Origin of the sequence: Tenacibaculum litopenaei, assembly GCF_964514025.1 — a bacterium.
Classification (GTDB): Bacteria; Bacteroidota; Bacteroidia; order Flavobacteriales; family Flavobacteriaceae; genus Polaribacter; species Polaribacter litopenaei.
The window spans coordinates 192552-214498 of sequence record NZ_CAZEQT010000001.1 but is presented as its reverse complement, the minus strand read 5'-3'; the positions used below and the strand labels follow the sequence as shown (position 1 = coordinate 214498).

At 39.4% G+C, this 21947-nt stretch carries 16 protein-coding genes; 11 read left to right on the top strand and 5 right to left on the bottom strand.

Features of this window, described 5'->3' with window-relative positions:
• Positions 1 to 84: 84 nt before the first annotated feature.
• The 3 genes from ACKTS5_RS00865 to glmS are packed head-to-tail and all read left to right on the top strand — an operon-like array spanning position 85 to position 4439.
• Positions 85 to 903, top strand: a complete 819-nt coding sequence (locus tag ACKTS5_RS00865; protein WP_408041934.1) for a glycogen/starch synthase — start codon at positions 85 to 87, stop codon at positions 901 to 903.
• 1 nt (position 904) lies between these two features.
• The gene (locus tag ACKTS5_RS00860) at positions 905 to 2563 is read left to right on the top strand and encodes a DUF4270 family protein (protein WP_408041933.1); all 1659 of its coding nucleotides are present in this window, start codon (positions 905 to 907) and stop codon (positions 2561 to 2563) included.
• Between the two features lie 19 nt (positions 2564 to 2582).
• On the top strand, positions 2583 to 4439 hold the full coding sequence (glmS, locus tag ACKTS5_RS00855; RefSeq protein WP_408041932.1) for a glutamine--fructose-6-phosphate transaminase (isomerizing): 1857 nt from the start codon (positions 2583 to 2585) through the stop codon (positions 4437 to 4439).
• Between the two features lie 35 nt (positions 4440 to 4474).
• On the opposite strand, the gene ACKTS5_RS00850 is transcribed toward glmS, so the two are convergent.
• On the bottom strand, positions 4475 to 5440 hold the full coding sequence (locus tag ACKTS5_RS00850; protein ID WP_408041931.1) for an endonuclease/exonuclease/phosphatase family protein: 966 nt from the start codon (positions 5438 to 5440) through the stop codon (positions 4475 to 4477).
• A gap of 345 nt (positions 5441 to 5785) precedes the next feature.
• On the opposite strand from ACKTS5_RS00850, the gene ACKTS5_RS00845 reads away from it, so the two are divergent.
• The 7 genes from ACKTS5_RS00845 to ACKTS5_RS00815 all read left to right on the top strand — a co-directional run bounded on the left by ACKTS5_RS00845 (position 5786) and on the right by ACKTS5_RS00815 (position 15929).
• Entirely contained in the window at positions 5786 to 6109 is a 324-nt protein-coding gene (locus ACKTS5_RS00845) for a hypothetical protein (protein ID WP_408041930.1), read from the top strand.
• A gap of 115 nt (positions 6110 to 6224) precedes the next feature.
• Positions 6225 to 7430 (top strand): GTPase HflX, encoded by a 1206-nt coding sequence (gene hflX / locus ACKTS5_RS00840; protein WP_408041929.1) that lies wholly within the window; start codon positions 6225 to 6227, stop codon positions 7428 to 7430.
• A 343-nt stretch (positions 7431 to 7773) separates the two neighbouring features.
• Positions 7774 to 8499, top strand: a complete 726-nt coding sequence (locus tag ACKTS5_RS00835; protein WP_408041928.1) for an energy transducer TonB — start codon at positions 7774 to 7776, stop codon at positions 8497 to 8499.
• Between the two features lie 148 nt (positions 8500 to 8647).
• Positions 8648 to 9373, top strand: coding sequence for an energy transducer TonB (locus ACKTS5_RS00830; protein WP_408041927.1), 726 nt, complete (start codon positions 8648 to 8650; stop codon positions 9371 to 9373).
• A gap of 42 nt (positions 9374 to 9415) precedes the next feature.
• Positions 9416 to 12163, top strand: a complete 2748-nt coding sequence (locus tag ACKTS5_RS00825) for a TonB-dependent receptor (protein ID WP_408041926.1) — start codon at positions 9416 to 9418, stop codon at positions 12161 to 12163.
• A 207-nt stretch (positions 12164 to 12370) separates the two neighbouring features.
• Positions 12371 to 13129 carry an energy transducer TonB gene (locus tag ACKTS5_RS00820; RefSeq protein ID WP_408041925.1) on the top strand — a complete coding sequence of 253 codons (759 nt, stop codon included), beginning with the start codon at positions 12371 to 12373 and terminating at the stop codon, positions 13127 to 13129.
• 34 nt (positions 13130 to 13163) lie between these two features.
• Positions 13164 to 15929, top strand: coding sequence for a TonB-dependent receptor (locus ACKTS5_RS00815; RefSeq protein WP_408041924.1), 2766 nt, complete (start codon positions 13164 to 13166; stop codon positions 15927 to 15929).
• A 73-nt stretch (positions 15930 to 16002) separates the two neighbouring features.
• Here the strand turns inward: ACKTS5_RS00815 and ACKTS5_RS00810 are convergent, their stop codons facing one another.
• The 3 genes from ACKTS5_RS00810 to aspS form a co-directional block, all read right to left on the bottom strand.
• The gene (locus ACKTS5_RS00810) at positions 16003 to 16698 is read right to left on the bottom strand and encodes an ArsR/SmtB family transcription factor (protein ID WP_408041923.1); all 696 of its coding nucleotides are present in this window, start codon (positions 16696 to 16698) and stop codon (positions 16003 to 16005) included.
• Positions 16699 to 16703: 5 nt separating this feature from the next.
• Complete coding sequence (locus ACKTS5_RS00805; RefSeq protein ID WP_408041922.1) at positions 16704 to 17174, bottom strand: DinB family protein; 471 nt, start codon at positions 17172 to 17174, stop codon at positions 16704 to 16706.
• 119 nt (positions 17175 to 17293) lie between these two features.
• Positions 17294 to 19048 (bottom strand): aspartate--tRNA ligase, encoded by a 1755-nt coding sequence (aspS, locus tag ACKTS5_RS00800; RefSeq protein WP_408041921.1) that lies wholly within the window; start codon positions 19046 to 19048, stop codon positions 17294 to 17296.
• A 98-nt stretch (positions 19049 to 19146) separates the two neighbouring features.
• Here aspS and ACKTS5_RS00795 point away from each other — a divergent pair, with 98 nt between their 5' ends.
• Positions 19147 to 20472: a Kelch repeat-containing protein gene (locus ACKTS5_RS00795; RefSeq protein WP_408041920.1), complete on the top strand. Its 1326-nt coding sequence runs from the start codon at positions 19147 to 19149 to the stop codon at positions 20470 to 20472.
• Here the strand turns inward: ACKTS5_RS00795 and ACKTS5_RS00790 are convergent.
• Entirely contained in the window at positions 20469 to 21839 is a 1371-nt protein-coding gene (locus ACKTS5_RS00790) for an alanine/glycine:cation symporter family protein (RefSeq protein WP_408041919.1), read from the bottom strand. The two genes, ACKTS5_RS00795 and ACKTS5_RS00790, sit on opposite strands and share 4 nt — an antisense overlap.
• Positions 21840 to 21947: the final 108 nt, after the last annotated feature.

Genomic DNA, 21947 nt, shown 5'->3' with positions numbered 1-21947 from the left:
GAAAACATGCAAAATTAGCAATTTAACACGATTTTAGTATAAAAATTCGTATTTTTGCATCCTCATATAAAGAGTTCGACATTAATGAAGGATAAGAGAATACTGTATGTTTCATCGGAAGTTACACCATACTTACCTGAAACAGAATTATCGTCAACTGCGTTTAACGTTGCTAAGCAAGCACATTCAAAAGGAGTACAAACCCGAATTTTCATGCCGAGATTTGGTGTAATCAATGAACGAAGACACCAATTACACGAAGTTATTCGTTTATCTGGTATGAATTTAATAATCAACGACATGGACATGCCATTGATTATTAAAGTTGCATCGATTCCAAAAGAGCGTATGCAGGTCTATTTCATCGACAATGATGAATACTTCAAACGCAAGGCTGTGTATTCGGATGAAGATGAAAAATTATTCGACGACAACGACGAACGCATGATCTTCTTCGCGAAAGGCGTTGTTGAAACTGTAAAAAAATTAAACTGGGCACCTGATATCATCCACGTTCACGGTTGGATGGCTTCTTTATTACCGCTATATTTAAGAGAATTTTATAAAGAGGAACCCTTGTTGAATGGAAGCAAGATTGTAACTTCGCTCTATAGTAAAGGATTTGAAGGTGAATTAAACTCAGAAATGGCCAACAAAGTTCGTTTCGACAAAATCGACGATGCCAAGGCTACTGTCTTAGAATCACCTAATCATATCAATATACTAAAAAGCGCTATCGCAAATTCAGATGCTATCGTAAAAGGTAGTGAGGAATTACCTGAAGAATTGGAGTCGTTTATCAAAGAAAGTGACGCTCAAGTTTTAGAGTTCCAATCTGAAGAAAATTTAACCGAAGCGTATTTAGAATTTTATAGAGAGAACGTTTTAGAACTTAGTGAATAACATGATTAGAAAAATTGGTAGTTTAGGGATTGGCTTATTTTGCTTAGCATCCCTAATTTCTTGTGAAGAAGACTTTGATAATATCGGTACAAACGTAGTGAACAACAATCAATTCAATGCGGAATCGGTAGATTTAGAGTTAAAGATTTCTCCAGTAAGTACAACAGTAGTGCGCGCCGACAATATCGGAGCGAATATTACAGAGTACTGGTTGGGTGTATACAACAGTAAAAATTACAAAACGGTAAATGCCTCTTTTGTAAGTCAAATTGGTTTCTTGAGCAATCCTAAAACGAGCGATGTAAAATCATCTACAGATAAGGGAGATATCGATTCGACCTTTATCCTTGACAAGGTTGTTTTAAAGTTACCTTATGCGGCTACCAATAAAGGAAAAGACAGCAATAATAAAACGAAATGGTTATTAGATTCGTTGCTAGGAGATGCTAGTAAAGGAGTTAATTTACAAGTGTTAGAAAATGAAACCTTCTTAAACACCTTAGATCCTTCGAATCCATCTCAGAGTAATTCCTTCCAATCAAACCACGCCTATTTGGCGAACAAGGTATTAAATGAAGATGCTAACTTCATGTTTCAACCGAATCCAAACGACACTATACTCAAAGTTACGCGTCACCACGGAAACGGTACTACTTTTGAAAGCGAAGAAAAATTGGCTACAAAAGGGCCTTTCTTGAGTATTCCATTGAGTACTGCCATTATGAAAGACCTCTTCTGGGACAAATTCAACGGCAGTAATTTCTCATCTGCTGACGCCTTAAATAATTACTTTAAAGGACTGTTGTTCAACGTAACAGGTACAGACGGTGCCATGGTACCATTGAGTTTGTTAGGTACTACGGAATCTGCTTCGTTAGATTTCTATTACACGATTACCAGAAAGGAGCGTTTGGACGCCAATGCAAATTACACGCACAAAGATACAGTTCCTACAAAATACTCATTTCCACTATCTGGTGTACGTAACGTACGTTACAGTACTGCAGCGGCATCTGTTGCCCCTCCTGCCAATAACTTTGTTATTCAAGGAACTACTGGAACACAGGCCAAAGTAGAAGTGTTAGGAATCAACTTAGCAAAATTAAGAGCGAGCAACCCTAATCACACCATGTTGAAATACGCAAGTAAAGACGCAGACAGCGATGGGTACTTAAGCTTAAAAGAATTAGCAACTATTAGAGATGTTGCCAACGGCGAATACGGTTTGTTAGTAAACGACGCCGCCTTGACGTTCAACATCAATCAAACAGTCAATACCGATAAAAACATCATTCCACAACAGTTGTTTGTATACACTTCGAATAGCAGTGGTGATCCAATTCAAATGACCGATGCGCATACCGAAGCAACGACTTATGGTGGAAGGCTGATTTTAGCAAGTGACAAACCAGAAAAATACACGTTCAGAATAACGGATTATGTTTCGAATATTTTGGACAGAAGCTCTACTGATATATCCCCATTATTTTTAAAAGTTTACAACAACCCAACGGATAGTCCTTACAGAAATAGAGTACTCGATACCAGCATCCTTACGTACAACTGGAATCCTAGAGGAGTTACCTTATTAAACGAAGACGAGACTACCCACAGCGAAAAACGCGCTGTATTAAGATTATCATATTCAGTAAAAAAATAATTAATATACAAGAATTGTTATGTGTGGTATAACAGGATACATTGGTCATAGAGACGCTTACCCTATCGTAATTAACGGATTAAAACGTTTGGAATACAGAGGTTACGATAGTGCCGGAATCATGATGTACGACGGCGAAACAATGCACCTTTCTAAAACGAAAGGGAAAGTGGTTGACCTCGAGGTAATCACGAACAAAGAAACGAAGAGAAAAGAAGGAAAAATAGGTATCGGACACACGCGTTGGGCTACTCACGGAGTACCGAACAATACGAATTCACACCCGCACTTCTCAGCATCTGGCGATTTAGTAATCGTTCATAATGGTATTATCGAAAACTACGATACCATTAAAAAAGAGCTGATTTCAAGAGGTTATGAATTTCAAAGTGATACCGACACCGAAGTACTTATCAACCTCATAGAAGAAGTTAAGAAAAACGAAGGTTGCAAACTAGGTAAAGCCGTTCAGTTAGCGTTGCAAAACGTTATTGGAGCTTATGCAATTGCCGTGTTTGACAAAACCAAACCCAATGAATTAGTAGTGGCTCGTTTAGGAAGTCCAATCGCCATTGGTGTTGGTAAAGACAACGAAGAGTTTTTTGTCGCTTCTGACGCCTCTCCTTTTATTGAATTCACCAAAAACGCTATCTATCTTGAAGATGGTGAGTTGGCTATTATCAAAAAAGGGAAAGGAATTAAAGTTCGCAAAATAGAGAACGACAAAGAAGTTGACACCAATATTCAAGAACTTCAACTCAACCTTGAACAAATTGAAAAAGGAGGTTACGACCACTTTATGCTCAAGGAAATTCACGAACAACCAAAAGCTATTATCGATACCTATCGCGGACGTATGCTCGCAAATGAAGGAATTATCAAAATGGCCGGAATCGATGACAATCTTCCTAAGTTTTTAAATGCTAGTAGGATTATTATCGTTGCCTGTGGAACCTCGTGGCACGCTGGTTTGGTAGGAGAATATCTCTTTGAAGATATGGCTCGTATTCCAGTAGAAGTTGAGTACGCTTCAGAATTCAGATATAGAAACCCGATTATTACACCAAATGATATCGTAATTGCCATTTCTCAATCAGGAGAAACAGCTGATACCTTGGCGGCTATTAAATTAGCAAAATCGAAAGGTGCTTTTGTATTTGGTGTTTGTAACGTAGTTGGTTCTTCTATCGCTCGTGAAACTCACGCCGGAGCTTATACGCACGCAGGTCCAGAAATTGGAGTTGCCTCTACAAAGGCCTTTACAACACAAATCACGGTACTTACTTTAATTGCCTTGAAATTAGCGCAGGCAAAAGGAACGCTTTCTAAGACCGCTGTAAATACCTATTTACAGACACTAGAGCAAATCCCTAATCAAGTAGAGCAATTGCTTAAAATTGATCCTTTGGTAAAGGACATTGCTGAAGTGTACATGGAAGCTAAAAACTGTTTGTACCTCGGTAGAGGGTTTAATTTCCCTGTTGCCTTAGAAGGAGCATTAAAGCTGAAAGAGATCTCATACATTCACGCAGAAGGATATCCAGCTGCTGAAATGAAGCACGGTCCTATTGCTTTAATCGATGAGAACATGCCAGTTTTCGTTATTGCCACCAGCAAGGGACATTACGAAAAAGTAGTTAGTAATATTCAAGAAATTAAATCGAGAAGTGGTAAAATTGTAGCCATCGTAACCGAAGGAGACGTTACTGTAAAAGAAATTGCAGACCACGTAATTGAAATTCCTGATACGGAGGAAGCCTTTACTCCATTACTTACGACGATTCCTTTACAATTACTTTCGTATCACATTGCAGTGATGTTAGGAAAGAATGTAGATCAACCAAGAAACTTAGCAAAATCAGTTACCGTTGAATAACGACAATTGATCGCAGAAATAAAAAAAGCTTCTAGTTACCTAGAAGCTTTTTTCTTTTTAAAATGAGCCAACACCGGAAAATGATCGGAATAGCCTCCTTCATACCAAGGACCGATAAAGGTTCTATACGGGCTTCCTTTTAGCTTACCGTGGTACACCTGTAACCAAGGTTTTATAAATAACTGCGCTCGTTCAAAACTCAGACTACTATCCTCGTCAAAAAAATTCCTTGAGATGATAATTTGATCAAACAAATGCCACGCTTTATCGTGTACCAAACTCCCTTGATCGGGAGTGTGCAAAGGAGCGGTCGCATTGTAAAAATCATCGCATAATAGCGCTTGCAAGCTCTTATCGGCGGGATCGTCATTAAAATCTCCCATCACGATAAACTTTGCAGGAACCTTATCGGTAGCTCGCAGTTCCTCAATTACTTCACGCACGGAGTTTGCCGCAGCCATACGTTTGTACTCACTCGCTTCAACCCCCTCTCTACGCGAAGGCCAATGCGTAACAATAACATTGATAAGATCACCTTCCAAAATTCCTTTAACCACTAAAATATCACGAGTTCTCACCACTTCTCCCTCTGGTGTGGTGATGTCTTTAGGTACGGCTTCAGCTTGCAGCACCTGAAAGGCATCGCGTTGATACAATAGGGCAACATCGATCCCTCGAACATCGGCAGATTCAAAATGAATAAAACCGTAATTCGACGCGAGCAAATTCTTTTGCCTTACCAAATCCGCGAGCACGCGTTCGTTTTCCACTTCTACCAAACCGATCAGTGCGGCAGGTTGATGAGAAGCTTCTTTCCCTAGCATGGACAGCACGCGGCTTATTTTCTTTAGCTTGTGGTAATACTTTTTCTTATTCCAATTTCGACTTCCCTTTGGGGTAAACTCATCGTCCTTTGTATAAGGATCTTTTACCGTATCAAAAAGATTCTCAACATTATACAACCCTATACTTATGGTGTCATTCCATTTACTTCTAGACATTATTATCGATACTTCTAACAAATTACAGCTGCAATGTACGAGCATTCTAAACAAAACACTAACACTCGCTATTCAATTTTTTATAGGGATAGACATCATTTTACAGTAAACTATTAAATGTTTCCTCAAACAAACACTATAATCCTAAAAAAAAGACCAAAAACATTAAAAACTAACCAATATTACCAAAGCGTAAAAACTGCTAAAAAGAAACCTAGTCCTAACACAAAAAAAATATTTATATAACCACATAAAAAACACACAAACACCTCATTAACAGTATTTTTACCATGTAATTAAAAAACAAAAAACCAAACTTTTAATCCTATAAAAAATCAGAAAAAAATGAGAAAGTTAGTAGTAATCATCACCGCACTTATCTTGAGTTCCACTTCTTTAATGGCCAATGAAAATCCAGTAAAAAAAGAAATTAGAACTAACATTGTAAAACTTTTAAAAAAAGCAAAATTTAACATTCAAACAGACGTTCAGACCACCATTGAATTTCTTGTAACCAAAAAAGGAGAAGTTGTGATCCTCGACATCGATTGCAGCAATCCAGAGATCTGTAACTACATCAAAAGTAAACTAAACTACAAGCGTGTAGCGACCAGTGCAAATACTTCTGTACAAATATTTAAGATGCCTTTAAAGATCGTTAAAGGGTAACTTTTAGTTGTGTGTAATTTTGACCTCGCCTCGGCGGGGTTTTCTTTTTTATCGCCTGGAGGTCTCAGCAAACAAAAACTGCAAAATCCATGGATTAATTCGTACTTTTGCACCTATGATTGAAACGAGACAGGCCATATCAGAGAAAGCTGTTTTAATTGGAATTATTACACAGCATCAAGACGAAAAGCAGTCAGAAGAGTATTTAGACGAATTGGAATTTTTAACTGCAACGGCAGGAGGAGTTGCCGTAAAGCGTTTTGTACAAAAACTGGACAAGCCCAATCCGAAAACCTTTTTAGGAACCGGTAAATTAGACGATGTTAAAGCGTATATAGAAACACACAACATCGGAACTGCGATTTTCGATGATGAATTATCACCCGCGCAACTTCGCAATATTGAGCGCCTACTCGATTGTAAAATTCTTGACCGAACGAACCTTATTTTGGACATTTTTGCCTCAAGAGCGCAAACTAGCTCGGCAAAAGCACAGGTAGAATTAGCACAATACCAATACTTACTTCCTCGTTTGACTCGAATGTGGACCCACCTCGACAAGCAAAAAGGAGGAATTGGTATGCGTGGACCGGGAGAGACAGAGATTGAAACCGATCGACGTATTATCCGAGACAAGATTACCTTACTCAAGAAAAAGCTAGAAACCATTGACAAACAGATGGCCGTTCAGCGTAAAAACAGAGGTAAAATGGTACGCGCCGCCTTGGTAGGGTATACCAATGTCGGAAAGTCAACCCTGATGAATGTCGTAAGTAAAAGTGAGGTTTTTGCTGAGAATAAGTTGTTTGCTACCCTTGACACTACCGTACGTAAAGTAGTTATCAAAAACATCCCTTTTTTGATGACGGATACTGTAGGATTTATCAGAAAACTGCCTACGCAACTAGTAGAATCATTCAAATCTACACTAGACGAGGTGCGAGAAGCGGATTTATTACTTCATGTAGTTGACATCTCTCACCCCAATTTCGAGGATCACATCAACTCAGTAAATAAGATTTTAGACGAAATTGACAGTGCCGACAAACCGACCATCATGGTTTTCAACAAAATCGATGCCTATACCCATAAATCGATTGAAGAGGATGACTTGGTGACAGAAAAAACCAAAGAGCACTACACATTGGACGATTGGAAAAAAACCTGGATGAATGATGAAACCAAACAAAGCATCTTCATTTCGGCAATCAACAAAGGAAATCTTGAAGCTTTTAAAGACAAGGTATACGAAGAGGTGAAAAAAATACATATTCAACGCTTCCCATACAACGATTTTCTCTACTACGAATACGATAAATAACAGAAAATAAACAGGTAAGAAAATATTTGTTTCGGATTTTAACATTTTTTTCTTACCTTTAAATCCCCAACCTAATTTTTATTAGGTATTGATTATTAATATTTTAATTCCCCCTAAAATGAAAATAACTAAAACCCTACCCCAAAAAAGAGCCCTTTGCTCAACCAATCGAGTAACCCAACCAGACGTTACCTTTTCAAAACTTATTGTATAACCTAACATTTCTTAGTAAGAAACTTTTTTTTCATCCCCCTTCTTATGCACGCATAAGATATCCGTAAACTTCATTGAGATTTGCTACTTTGAAATTTAAGTTTCCCTAGGAAAGTAAACAATAGTCGTTATGAGAAACCTAACTCTATTTTTACTCGCCAGTATTATTACACCTTCGATTCTTGCACAGGAAGTATGTAAGGACAACGAAGAAAAAAAAGAAAATCTAAACGATATTGCAAGTATCGCTAAATGCACCGTCGTAGCTAATGCCAATGGGACGAACGCAGAGAAAGATGCCAAGGTTGTTGTCATTTCTCGTAGTCACCAAAAAAGGCGAGCTGCCTTAAACAAAGAAGTTCAGACTGCCAGCAAAATTCAGGCAGCAGAAATTTCGAAGCTACGGACGAGTGATAGCATAGAACGCTTGCGAATGAAAAATATTAAAAAGCAGTTAAACGCGATTAACAACGCCATAGAAGAACTTGAAATTAACGATCAAATAGCCTTTGATACCGTTGAAATCATACCGAGTTTTCCGAATTGTGACACTAGTTCGTATGACGATGTAGACTGCTTTAATTACGAAATGCAACAGCATCTCATAAACAATATTGTATACCCTAAGAAAGCCGTAAAAGAAAGAATTGAAGGAGATGTGTGGGTAAGTTTTGTCATCACCAAAAACGGTGACGTTAAAGGAATAACAACCTCAGGACCAGAAGGAAGCGAAGACCTCAAAAAAGAAGCTCAACGCGTTATCAGCCTGCTACCGAAATTCATTCCTGGAAAGCAAAACGACGCTCATGTAAATGTAAATTACACCTTTCCAATTAGTTTTAATTTGCAAAATTAAACTGATTAACAATTTCTTAAAAAGAGATTTAACTGTTTTTCAAGCGGGTCGTGCAGATTTTTTAGTAGATTTGCCTGTTAAGAATACAATTTTACAACGACTAACCAACCGATGTTTGTTTATTGTGTAATTTTTTAAACACCTGTGTATGAAGAAAGCAGTATTTCTAAGTGCAGTATGTGCCTTATTCCTAACCACTTCACTCCGTGCTCAAGAAGTATGCGAGAACCCCGATGAGGCTAACAATGATTTAAATAGTATTACCAAGTGTAGTATTAAACCTTCTAAAGGGAAGGACAAAAAATCGAGACAAATTACGGTGAAGGTATCCGTGAGTAAACGTTATCTCAAAAAACGAGAACTGACAAAAAAGAAGAGTGTAGCCTCTGTAGGTTCTTTGAGCTCTTCAGGAGTGCAAAACAGCTCTACCAGTTCTGGGTTAAACAACTCCCTTACTCTTAAAACTAATATCGAAGACTTAAAAAAGAAGTTATCAGCTGAAGAAGTGCGTGCAGCTTCAAAGTTCAGTGCTGTTGACAAAATTCCTGCTTTCAAAGCCTGTGGTGCTGGAAGTACTGAGGAACGCGCAAATTGTTTCAATGAAGAAATGATTAAACACATACAAAAATACTTCCGTTATCCAAGTAAAGCGGTCAAAGAATCTTTGCAGGGAGAAGTATGGGTGCGTTTTATCATTGATAAAAATGGTGATGTAAGAAATATCAAGGCCTTAGGACCTAAAGGTGGTGATATCTTGAATGCTGAAGCGAAGCGAGTAGTGTACAACCTACCACAATTTAAGCCAGCGAGAAAAGATGGAAAACGCGTTGCTGTAAAATACGGTTTCCCCATCACGTTTGCCCTAGAAGAGTAATCTGACAACAAACCAAAAATACCTAACCATTACCCCAAGCTTATGCACAAAAAAGTACTAGCCTTTATTTTTATAATGGCAAGTGCGGTAATTTACGCACAAACAACCATTACGGGTACTATTTACGACGAGTATCTAGAGCCGTTTTCGAACGCCGTTATCAAAACCACTAACGAACAAGTTGTTTCCGGAGCAGACGGAAGCTTTACTTTAAAAACCTCACTGACACCGCCCTTTACGGTACAAGTATTGGCCGTTGGTTACAGAACAGAAGAAGTTCAAATTTCGCAAAACAACGACGAAATCAATGTCATCCTTAAAGAGAACATCGCTTTGGATGAAGTTGTAATTTCAGCATCGCGATCTCCAGAACGAGTTATTGAATCACCAGTGACCATCGAGCGTATGGGAATTGCTGACATCAAACGAAACACCTCCGTTTCTTTTTACGATGGCTTAACCAACCTAAAAGGAATTGAATCGAGAGAAGCGAACTACGGATTTAAATCAATCAACTCACGTGGATTTTCTACGTTCGACAACACCCGATTTGTGCAACTTGTAGACGGAGTTGAAACTTCTATTCCTGCCTTAAACTTCTCTGCAGGTAACATTGTAGGTCTTTCAGAATTGGATGTAAAAGATGTAGAAGTTCTGCCAGGGGCCTCTTCAGCATTATATGGAGCCAACGCCTTTAACGGTATTTTGTTAATGAGAAGTAAAAATCCATTTGATTACGACGGTATCAGTACCTATATCAAAACGGGGTATATTAGCCAGCAGGCAACCGATACCGAAGCTTTTTACGACGTCGGAATCCGTATGGCACACAAGTTCAGTGACAAACTTGCTGCAAAAGCAAACTTCACCTACTTCGACGCAGAAGAATGGCATGCTACGAACATAGCAAATACCTCAGGAGTAGGAGGTGAAATCATCGCTGGTGATCGCAATAGTAATACCGATTATGACGGTGTTAATGTATATGGAGATGAGTTTACTGTTGGTCTGCGTCAGGTTGCGCAAGCCGCCGGACTTCCAGCCGCTGTAATTGCCACCTTACCAAATGCAAACATCAGTAGAACGGGATACGAAGAGCGCGATATGGTTAATTACGACGGTAACAACTTAAAATTCGATGCCTCTTTGCATTACAGACCTTGGGGAACTGAAGATTTTGAAATTGTGTTAAACTCTCGTTTTTCAAGAGGTAACAACATCTATCAAGGAACCAATAGATTTTCTCAAAAAGACTACCTAGTACAACAATACAGAATTGAATTTATCGGTAAAAACTTCTTTTTACGCGGATATTACACAGGAAATGACTCTGGACGATCGCACGATTTACGTTTCGTTGGAATCGCTCTTAACGAGGCGAGTAAGCCCAGTAACCAATGGTTTGGTGAATACCTCGCCGCTTTCATTGCATCGGGAGGAAACCACGGAGTGGCACGTACTACCGCCGATAACAACCGACTGCAACCAGGAACGCCTGCATATGAGGCTGCCTTAAACAGAATTATTGACGCACCTATTACAGAAGGTGGAGCTGGACTAAAAGACCAAACTTCTTTTTACCATGCCGATGCCAATTACAACTTTAAAGACTTAATCAAATTTGGTGAAATCCAAGTGGGTGGATCGTATCGCAAACACATCGTAAACTCAAACGGAACCTTATTCACAGATAAAGACAGCAAAATTAACTTCGACATGTTCGGTATCTACGCGCAACTTCAAAAGAAATTCTTAGAAGATCGCTTAAAATTTACTGGATCTGTTCGTTATGATAAGTCGAAAAACTTTAGCGGAAACTTCTCACCTAGGATTGCCATTAACTACGCCCTAGACGAAAGTAACGACCACATTTTACGTGCATCGTATCAAACCGGTTTCCGTAACCCTAGTATCTTAGAGCAATATTTCGGATTAAGAACTGGGCCTAACAGCTATATTTTAGGAACTGCTGATGAAAACTTAGATCGCTTTGTAGTAAATGCCACCAACAGAAACGGTAGTACTAGTAGTATTACTGGTAGAGATGCTTTCAGCAGAGCTTTCCTAGCCACATCTGTGAGAAATGGGGCTCCTGTTCGCGCTGAAGTTGCTCCGATTAAACCAGAAACTGTAACTTCATACGAGATAGGATATAGAAGTATCGTCGGACTGTCATCAGACAATATTTTAGAGCTTGACATCAATGCCTACTACAATCAATACAATGATTTTGTAGCTTTCAAGAACGTTATTGTACCAAACTACGGTGGACTTACACCTGCAGGACAACCTGATGCATCAGCTACAGCGGCATTGGCTAGTGGAGATTTTACTGAAATCACCTTAAATACCAACTCTTTGGCCGATATCAACTCATACGGTGTTGGAATTGGTGCTAATACCAAAGTATTTAGCTCGTTTAATGTCGGATTGAACTACACCTACTCAAAAATGGATTTTAACCGTGCCAGTGACCCTAATTTCTCACCGGGATTCAACACACCTGAGCACCAAGTTAAATTTATGTTTGGGAATCCGAACCTATTTAAAAACATCGGATTCAATGTGAATACGCGCTGGCAAAGCGATTACTTGTGGGAATCGAGTTTCTTAAACGGAACTATCGATTCGAGACTCATACTCGATGCACAAGTAAACTACCGATTGCCTGCTATTAAATCGAGATTCAAGATTGGTGGAACTAACCTCACTGGACAAGAGTACTTTGTAGCTCCTGGATCAGGTAAAGTAGGTTCTCTGTACTATATATCATGGACCATCAACGATTAATAACAACGTTTCTTAACGTTAACTTAAAAGAGAGAACTTGAAAGTTCTCTCTTTTTTTTTATTTCAATTGATTCTAAAATGAGAATAAAAGTTAAAAAATGTTAAAATAAGTTAAGAGTAAGGACTTTTTTTTATAATTTTGCACCCCTAACTACCAAACTATAAACTACTAAAAGACAAAGAGATAAAAAAAAAGAGTTACCCCTTATGATGAAAAAATACTTATTTTTAGTACTATTGGTAGTGAACACATTTGCTGTAATTGCGCAAGAAGTGTGTGAAACTCCGAACGAAGATGCCCCAGACTTAAACAGTATTACGAAGTGTAGCATTAAGCCTGCCAAAAACTCAAAGGACAAAAAATCACGTCAGATTACGGTAAAGATTTCTGCTCGTAAACGCTTCCTCAAGAAGAGAGAGATTATAAAAAAACAAACGGCTTCTTCCGTAGGAGCGATTAATACTGCTGGTGTAAGTGCACTTAACACTGACAACAGCATTGCTGCGATTGAAAAAGCACCGAAAATTGAAACGAAAAAAGAAACTGACTACAAAAGCGGTTTAGCAAGTATTAAAGAACGTTTATCAAAAGAAGAAGTACGTAAGGCCTCTCGCTTTATGGAAGTGGAAAAAATTCCAGCGTTTACCTCTTGTACGAGTTCTAAAGCTGAAGATCGCATGGACTGTTTTAACATGGAAATGATTAAACACATCCAAAAGTACTTCCGTTATCCAAGTGAAGCGGTTCGAAACCAAATCGAAGGAGAAGTATGGGTACGTTTTATCATTGACAAAAATGGATACGTAAGAAACATCAAAACGTTAGGTCCTCAAAACGGTGAACTTTTAAAAGAAGAAGCACGTAGAGTAGTTAGTAAATTACCTCACTTTAAACCTGCGAGAAAAGACGGTCGATCGGTTTCTGTAAAATACGGATTCCCGATTAACTTCTCTTTAGAACAATAATCACACCCTTATATTTAATATTAAACTCAACAACATGTTAAAAAAGCAATTCGTAATGATTGTTTTTACATTGTGCGCGCTTTCGAGTTTCGCACAGGTAAAAATTAGTGGACTGATCTATGATGAGTACCTCGAGCCTTTTTACAGTGCCAAAATAACACAGGGGAGTAATTTTGCCTTATCGAATGTCGATGGTGAATTTACCTTGGTTATTAAGGACGCCCTACCCCAAACCATCAGAGTATCTGCTTTCGGATACAAAACTGAATTGGTTGAAGTTACTAGTGTTGACCAACAAATCAACGTGGTACTAAAAGAAAACATCCTACTTGACCAAGTAGTTATTTCAGCATCGAGAGTTCCGGAACGAATTATCGAATCGCCTGTAACTATTGAGCGTTTAGGTTTAGGAGATATTCGTAAAAACACGTCTAACTCATTCTACGACGGCTTAACTAACTTAAAGGGAATCGATTCTCGTGAAGGAAACTACGGTTTTAAATCGATCAACACACGTGGATTCTCTGACTTTAGCAATGCTCGTTTTGTACAGTTAGTAGATGGTATGGATACTGCCGCACCGGCCTTAAACTTCAGTGCAGGAAACCTATCAGGAGTTTCTGAATTAGACATCCACAGTGTGGAAGTCTTACCAGGAGCCTCTTCTGCCTTATATGGAGCCAACGCCTATAACGGTATTATGTTATTGAATACTAAAAATCCTTTCGACTTTACTGGAATTAGCGTATTGTTAAAAGGAGGGGTATTATCGCAAAAAGCTGCAGGAACTAATCCGTTTTACGATGCTCAAATCCGTATGGCATACCGTTTTAGCGATTACTTCGCTGCTAAGGTGAACTACTCGTATTTCGAGGCTGAAGAATGGCATGCAACTGATATGAGAAACCGCGAAATTGATTCTGCCAACTTAATTGATGGTAGCTTAAACAGCGTAACAGATTACGACGGAGTTAACACTTACGGTGATGAATTGTTTGCTGACTTATCATTTTTCGGTAATGTACGTCCTGGAATCTTACTGAGAAGAACAGGGTATACTGAGCAACAATTACTTCGCGATACAAAAACGAAAAACTTAAAATTCTCTACCTCGCTTCACTACCGTCCTTACGGTGATGAGTCATTAGAAATTCAATTAGCAACGCGTTTGGCTATCGGAGATAATATTTTCCAAGGATCTAGTAGATTCGCACAACGCGATTACTATATTGGACAGTCTAAATTAGAAGTAAAGGGTGATAACTTCTACGTTCGTGGATACTATACAAGAAATGACGCTGGTAACTCATACGATTTAACAAAAACAGGAATCGTGATGAACGAAGCAGGAACTTCTTTCCAAAATTGGGGAAGAGACTACTTCAATGCCTTAGTAGCAAACATCTCTAGCCCGAACGCTTTAGAACTAGCGAGAAACTTTGCAGATAGAAACAGGTTACAACCAGGAACTCCTGCATTTAACCAAGCCTTTGATAGAGTAACTTCTACTTTAATTACAGATCCAAATGGTTCTGCTATCTACGACCGTAGTGCATACATCCACGCGGATGGTAATTACAACTTTAGAAGCTTGTTAAACGATTGGGCAGATGTTCAAGTTGGAGGATCTTACAGACAGTATAATCCAGACTCTAAAGGAACCATCTTTAACGATGCTAATGAAGAAATTGAAGTAGAGGAGTTCGGTATTTATTCACAAATTCAGAAAAAATTATTCGACGAGCGTTTAAAGTTAACCGCTTCGTTACGTTATGATAAATCTGAAAACTTTAAAGCGAATTACTCACCTCGTTTTGCAGTAAACTACGCGTTAGGAGCTAACAAAGGACACATCCTTAGAGCTTCGTACCAAACAGGTTTCCGTAACCCAACTATTCAGGAGCAGTACTTTTTCTTAAATACCTCTGTTAAAACAATGGTAGGTTCAACTGCGGACAACTTGAGAAGAATTAATTTCACCAACTTCAACGTATTCCCTGGAATCGGAACTATTATCACCAATACTACAGGTGATGAAATTTTAAACAACTCGGTATTGACAAGATCTGTATATGACAATACATTTACAGGACCACGTTATTTAAAATCTGCTTATACAGAGATTCAACCAGAAGAAGTGAAGACTTTAGAATTAGGATACCGTAGTATTTTACGTTTGAACAACCAAAACAACTTGGATATTGACGTAAATGCTTACTATAGCCAGCACAGAAACTTCGTTTTTGTTCAGGATTTAGTAGTACCTAACTACGGAACTATTTTAGGAACAGGACAATTAGACGCAGATGCTCAGTTAGCATTCCGCAACGCACACGTTCGTGAATTTAACTTAGTAACCAACAGTAGATCAGAAGTAGACTCTTATGGATTCTCTATCGGATTACACACCAAAGTATTTAAAAACTTTGAATTGGGTGCAAACTATAACTTTATCGACTATAAAATGGGAGAAGATAAAGATTTCGGATTATTTGACCCGAACTTCAACACTCCTAAGCACTCAGCAAAACTTCAATTCGGAAACGAGCGTTTGTTTAACAATTTCGGATTTAACATTAATGCACGTTGGACAGATGCGTATCGTTGGATTTCTCCTTTCGTAAAAGGAAATGTTGCAGCGAGAACCGTAATTGATGCTCAATTAAACTACCGAATCCCGTCTATGAAGTCGCGATTCAAAATGGGAGGTACTAACTTATTCGGAAAAGAATATTTCGTAGCTCCGGGAGCTGGCCAAATCGGTCAATTGTATTACTTATCATGGATTATTAATAATTAGTAGAAGTATATATCCCTTTTTAAAAGCCTGTAAATTGATTTTTACAGGCTTTTTTTTATGTTGCAATACTATTCTATAATTCATCCGTATCAATGCCTAAAACTTCATTAAAATGCTTCTTGCCTTTGGCACTGACCGTAAGTTTCCGAGACGCGTTACTGGGTCGTAACCAATCTTCTTGCAGTAACCAGCGCAGTAAGTGAATTCCGAGCCAGCCACCGAGGTGAAGTTCACGTTCACTCCAATCTAAACACAGCTTCAGTTTCGCAGTCAATCCAGGTTCCGATTCTTTACAAATACCCTGCGCTACCAAAAAACGAAGACCCCGTTCGGACACGTATACCTCATCCAACACAATTTCTACATACCCCTTGTCCTGAAACGCTTTAAAAACCGCAACGCCTAAGGCTCCTGCCAGGTGTTTGTAGCACGATCGCGCTTTGCGCAAGGTTACCGGAGTTGAACTCCTTCGCTCTTTGAGTTGGATAGGAGCCCCCACCAAACTCGCAAAAGCTTCCATGGCATGTGCCACTTCCCCATCGTACAAACTGTAATAACGATGCCTGCCTTGAGGTATAACTTTTAGCACTTTGGCTTCGAGCAATTTTCGAAGGTGGTTACTACACCCCGACAATGACAACTCCGAAACAGTCGCTAGCTCCCCTGCAGTATAGGCTTTACCATCGAGCAAACACCACAAGATTTTAGCCCGACTCCTATCGCCCAACAAGGCTGCTAACTCCACAAATCGATCCGCTAATTCTTCCATACCTATCAGTCCCAAATTAAAGGACGTTCCATTCCAAAGGTACGTAAATACCCCAGAAGTTGCCCTAGATGGACTGCTTCGTGGTAGACCATTCGGTTGAGATAATCCCCCAAAAATTTAACTTGGTTCAGCTCCTTTCGTTCAATACGTACCGTATGCATATCGTTTGGTGAACAGGAACGCAGCCAAACCATAAAGTCGTTTCTGTAGTTCTTTGCAAAGGCTAATTCTTCTGAAATTCCTTCCCAAGTACGTCCTTCCCATGGAGAAACATAGTCCCCGAGATCACCTCGATACTGTATAATTTTGTGATACAAATGCTCCCCTTCCAATACGTGACGCACCATTTCCATACTACTCAATGCAGCTTTATCCGGTTTCCAATACCAAATTTCCGGTTTCATACTGCGCCAAACCAATTCACTTCTCCTTCGTGTTTCTTCGAAGTTCAAATAGATACTATCAATACTTGTCATGAGTTTTTAAGGCAAAACTACCCTTACTTCATCAAGAATACTTCAGTTAGCAATGAAGTAAAAAAAATCCCGTTTTGTCAATGCAAAACGGGATTCCAATACAGCTAGTATTCTTATAATTATTCTTTCAAATCCAATTGGATACTCAATTCTTCTAATTGGGCATTGTCAATCGTAGCTGGGGCATCGATCATCACATCTCTTCCCGAGTTGTTCTTAGGGAAAGCGATAAAGTCACGAATGGTTTCTTGACCTCCTAAAATAGCGACCAAACGATCCAAACCAAAAGCCAATCCACCATGTGGTGGTGCTCCGTACTCGAAAGCATCCATCAAGAATCCAAATTGTTCTTTGGCTTCTTCTGGTGTAAATCCTAAATGCTTAAACATAATCGCCTGTGTTTCCTTATCGTGGATTCTGATAGAACCTCCTCCAATTTCATTTCCGTTCAATACTAAGTCATAAGCATTGGCTTTTACGGCTCCTGGATCGGTTTCCAACAAGGCTAACTGCCCTGGTTTCGGCGATGTAAATGGATGGTGCATTGCGTGGTAATGTCCAGTTTCTTCATCTAGTTCCAACAATGGAAAATCAACTACCCACAACGGAGCAAACTCATCTGGCTTTCGCAATCCTAAGCGCTCAGCCATTTCCATACGTAAGGCACTTAACTGCGCACGTACTTTTGACGTTTTCCCCGACAATACACAAATCAAATCACCGGCTTTAGCTCCAGTTTGCGCTGCCCAGTTTGCCAAATCTTCCTGATCGTAGAACTTGTCAACTGACGATTTAAAACTACCGTCTTCGTTACATTTTACATATACCATTCCTAAAGCACCAACTTGAGGACGCTTTACCCAATCAATCAATTTATCAATCTCCTTACGCGTATATGAGGCTCCACCTGGAACTGCGATTCCTACCACTAGTTCCGCTTCGTTAAATACTTTAAATTCTTTGTGCTGTGCAACGGCATTTAATTCCCCGAATTTCATTCCAAAACGAATGTCTGGCTTGTCATTACCGTAGGTACGCATTGCCTCGTCAAAGGTAATTCTAGGGAAAGTAGCTACCTCAACCCCGTTAATCTCTTTCAATAAATGACGTGTCATTCCTTCAAAAATTTCCAAGATATCTTCTTGTTCAACAAAGGCTAACTCACAGTCAATTTGTGTAAACTCAGGCTGACGATCTGCGCGTAAATCTTCATCTCTAAAACACTTCACTATTTGGAAGTACTTATCCATACCCCCAACCATCAACAACTGTTTAAAAGTTTGTGGACTTTGAGGTAAGGCGTAAAACTGTCCACTATTCATACGTGATGGCACTAAGAAATCACGAGCTCCTTCTGGAGTAGACTTTATCAAATACGGTGTTTCAACATCGATAAACCCTTTATCTGACAAGTATTTACGAACCTCCATAGACACCTTGTGACGGAAAATCAAACTCTCCTTTACCGGGTTTCTACGAATGTCCAAATAACGGTACTTCATTCGTAAGTCTTCACCACCATCCGTTTCATCTTCAATCGTAAAAGGAGGTAATTTTGCCTCGTTTAAAACGGTTAACTCACTCACCAATACTTCCACTTCTCCGGTTGGAATATTCGGGTTTTTAGAAGCTCTTTCTATGACAGTTCCCTTCACTTGTACCACAAACTCACGACCTAGAGTTTTCGCTTGCTCCATCAATTCCTTACTGGTACGCTCTTCATCAAAGATCAACTGCGTTATTCCGTAACGATCTCGAAGATCTACCCAAATCATAAATCCTTTATCACGTGATTTTTGTACCCATCCAGATAGGGTTACTTCCGTATTAATGTGCGATGCTCTTAACTCACCACAAGTATGCGTTCTGTACATTTATCGAATTTTTAGCAGGGCAAAATTACGGATTTTAACTATCTTCTTATCTATATTTATTAATATATTTAGGACTGGTAATTATAATAATGCGCGCTGTGAAAAAATTGTACCTACTAATCTTATGCTGCTGTCTGTCTACAGCTTATGGACAAGACCGAACACTCCGCTTTTTTGACCTTCAAACACGTTTGCCAATTGCAGATGTACACGTAACTAGTAGCCATCGCATTTTTGTCTCTGACTCTAGTGGTACCGTGCAGGTTCCTGTAAATGCAGCAATTATTGAAGTAAGTCATGTACAGTACGAACCCCGCACAATCGATCTAAAAAAACAGTCGCATCAACAGCTTTTTTATCTAACAGAACAACTGAGCCAACTGCAAGAAATACACCTCAGTACAACACTGGAAAACCGACTACACATCCACGAACTTAAAAGTTTACAACGCGGAATCCTCGGCAGTGCCTCTGTATTAATAAATGGAAAAATTTACCTGTTTGGAGGTGACCACTCTATCATAAAAAACGGATTTCTAAATGCTTTTAAAGAAACCGGTGATTACGGTTCGCCCGCGGGCCAAACAGCACCTGGAGAAATGTCTGCTATCGCCTTTCGAAATAAGACGTACTTAAAACACAGTTCGGATATTTGGTGCTATGACATTATGAACAATACCTGGAACCTATTAGCCAGTAAAACGCTACCAAGGGCAAACCACAGTGCTGTTTACCATCACGGAAAAGTGTACCTGAGTGGTGGACGCAGGTTTTCTAAAAATCAAACCCGTGAATACTTAGCGGATCAATTAGAAATTTTCGACCCTATCACCCAACAAATAACGCTGCCTACCAAGAGTAAACACCTAGCGACCAATACGGGAGTCATCAGTTTTGAAAACTACCTCATCTATTTTGGTGGCCGCACCAAACGAAAAGAAAAAACGCATTTCTTGTACAAAGACGATATTACTTTGTACAAACCCACCACGGACAAATGGTATCGCTTCGGAAGCTTACCTTCACCGCAAGAAATCCAATGTCTAAGCGTAAACCACCAAATATATGGACTGAGTAAAACAGGAAAACAAGGGTATGCTATTAGCTCCTTTGACATCGAAACCAATACTTGGAAAGTACTTAAAACCCTTCCAAAAAAGATCAACAATCCCGGATTCACTTCTGACGGTCACCACTTATACCTCTTACACGACAACTTTTTATACAGTTATCATCCAGGCAAAAATCAGCTACGCAAGTATCGCGTAAACGCACCTTTCGAAGGTGCGTCGCTATTTTACTTTAATGAAAGCATCTATGTTGTGGGCGGATACATCCCTGACGTCGCTAAAAAAATCCCTTCAAAAAAAGTGTTTTCTATCGACCTTTCACAGCTTCCAACCACCCGATTTTACCGTCTTTAAACGGCTTCGAAATTCGATTTCAATCGCGAAAAATAGTCTTTTGCCGCCCTGCGAACTCTTGGAGCCAACAACAGTGTCGATACCATAGTCGGTATCGCCATCAAGGCATAGGCACTGTCAATAAGGCTAATAACAAACTTCAATTTGATCGTAGAGGCAATGACAATCGTCACTATATAAATCCAGTTGTAATAGGCACCGATACGCTTCCCGAACAAATAACTCAAACAACTAAACCCGTAAAAAGAATAGGTAAATAGTGTAGAAAAAGCAAAAATCAATACGCAAATGCAAATAATTATACTACCGAGGTTATAAGGCAGTACACTATCAAAAGCTTTTAAGGTCAAGCTAATCCCATTTCCATCAAATCCTTGCCAAATACCAGATGCTAAAATGGCCAATGCGGTGAGCGTACACACCAACAGCGTATCTATTGCCGGTCCTAGCATCGCTACTAATCCTTCGCGAACAGGCTCATTGGTTTTAGCTGTTCCGTGCATCATAGGAGCTGTTCCTAAACCTGCTTCATTTGAAAATGCGGCTCTTTTAACTCCAGTTATTATCAAGGTTCCCAGTGCACCACCCAACACTGCTTTTCCTGAAAAGGCATCTGTAAAAATCAGTTGAATAATCTCCGGAACCTCTCCAATGCGAAGCATTAAAATACTCAGTACGGTTAGCAGGTACAACACTACCATCAAGGGTACTAGCTTTCCTGCAACTTTACCAATTCTTTTGATTCCACCAAAAATTACAGTCCCTGTAATCAAGGCGATGACTATCCCAAAAACCAACTTACTCGTCGCTGTATTTTCGGGTGATATCCCTACGACATCCACAAGTGTTTGGGTCAACTGATTTGCCTGAAAAGCGGGTAAGGTACCCACCAATCCTGCCACGGCAAAAAATATCGCTAGTGGTTTCCAGCGGTTTCCCAAACCTTCGGTAATCACGTACATCGGCCCTCCCTTAGCATTTCCTTCTTCGTCTTTCCCGCGGTACATTACTGAAAGCGTACAGGTAAAAAATTTAGTAGCCATACCGACAAAGGCACTTAACCACATCCAAAATATAGCTCCCGGACCTCCTTCGGCAATCGCGATGGCAACTCCTGAAATATTCCCCATACCCACTGTGGCGGCAATAGCAGATGACAATGCTTCGTAATGACTGAGGTCTCCGGGTGAATCGTGTTTATCGTACTTTCCTCTTAACACCGCCACGGCGTGTCGCATATAGCGAAAAGGAACCAGCCCTGAATAAAGGAATAAAAACAAACCTCCACCAATGAGTAAAATCAGTAGTGGAATCCCCCATACCCAACCTGAAAATTGGATGATACTATCTTGTAATTGTGTAAGCATAGCTATGTGAACTCAGTTAAACTTTATTAAATGATGAAAACAATGTTTTCAATGCTGTAATTCCCAAACTCAAAAAAGAAATCAAGCTCAGGACAAAAAAAACGAAGG

Excerpts from the sequence above, each read along its gene's own strand:
- ACKTS5_RS00810 (WP_408041923.1), bottom strand. The coding sequence starts at position 16,698 with ATGGAAGAATTAGCGGATCGATTTGTGGAGTTAGCAGCCTTGTTGGGC.
- ACKTS5_RS00835 (WP_408041928.1), top strand. The coding sequence starts at position 7,774 with ATGAGAAACCTAACTCTATTTTTACTCGCCAGTATTATTACACCTTCG.
- aspS (WP_408041921.1), bottom strand. The coding sequence starts at position 19,048 with ATGTACAGAACGCATACTTGTGGTGAGTTAAGAGCATCGCACATTAAT.
- ACKTS5_RS00820 (WP_408041925.1), top strand. The coding sequence starts at position 12,371 with ATGATGAAAAAATACTTATTTTTAGTACTATTGGTAGTGAACACATTT.
- ACKTS5_RS00815 (WP_408041924.1), top strand. The coding sequence starts at position 13,164 with ATGTTAAAAAAGCAATTCGTAATGATTGTTTTTACATTGTGCGCGCTT.
- ACKTS5_RS00805 (WP_408041922.1), bottom strand. The coding sequence starts at position 17,174 with ATGACAAGTATTGATAGTATCTATTTGAACTTCGAAGAAACACGAAGG.
- ACKTS5_RS00825 (WP_408041926.1), top strand. The coding sequence starts at position 9,416 with ATGCACAAAAAAGTACTAGCCTTTATTTTTATAATGGCAAGTGCGGTA.
- ACKTS5_RS00830 (WP_408041927.1), top strand. The coding sequence starts at position 8,648 with ATGAAGAAAGCAGTATTTCTAAGTGCAGTATGTGCCTTATTCCTAACC.
- ACKTS5_RS00845 (WP_408041930.1), top strand. The coding sequence starts at position 5,786 with ATGAGAAAGTTAGTAGTAATCATCACCGCACTTATCTTGAGTTCCACT.
- ACKTS5_RS00865 (WP_408041934.1), top strand. The coding sequence starts at position 85 with ATGAAGGATAAGAGAATACTGTATGTTTCATCGGAAGTTACACCATAC.
- glmS (WP_408041932.1), top strand. The coding sequence starts at position 2,583 with ATGTGTGGTATAACAGGATACATTGGTCATAGAGACGCTTACCCTATC.
- hflX (WP_408041929.1), top strand. The coding sequence starts at position 6,225 with ATGATTGAAACGAGACAGGCCATATCAGAGAAAGCTGTTTTAATTGGA.
- ACKTS5_RS00790 (WP_408041919.1), bottom strand. The coding sequence starts at position 21,839 with ATGCTTACACAATTACAAGATAGTATCATCCAATTTTCAGGTTGGGTA.
- ACKTS5_RS00860 (WP_408041933.1), top strand. The coding sequence starts at position 905 with ATGATTAGAAAAATTGGTAGTTTAGGGATTGGCTTATTTTGCTTAGCA.
- ACKTS5_RS00850 (WP_408041931.1), bottom strand. The coding sequence starts at position 5,440 with ATGTCTAGAAGTAAATGGAATGACACCATAAGTATAGGGTTGTATAAT.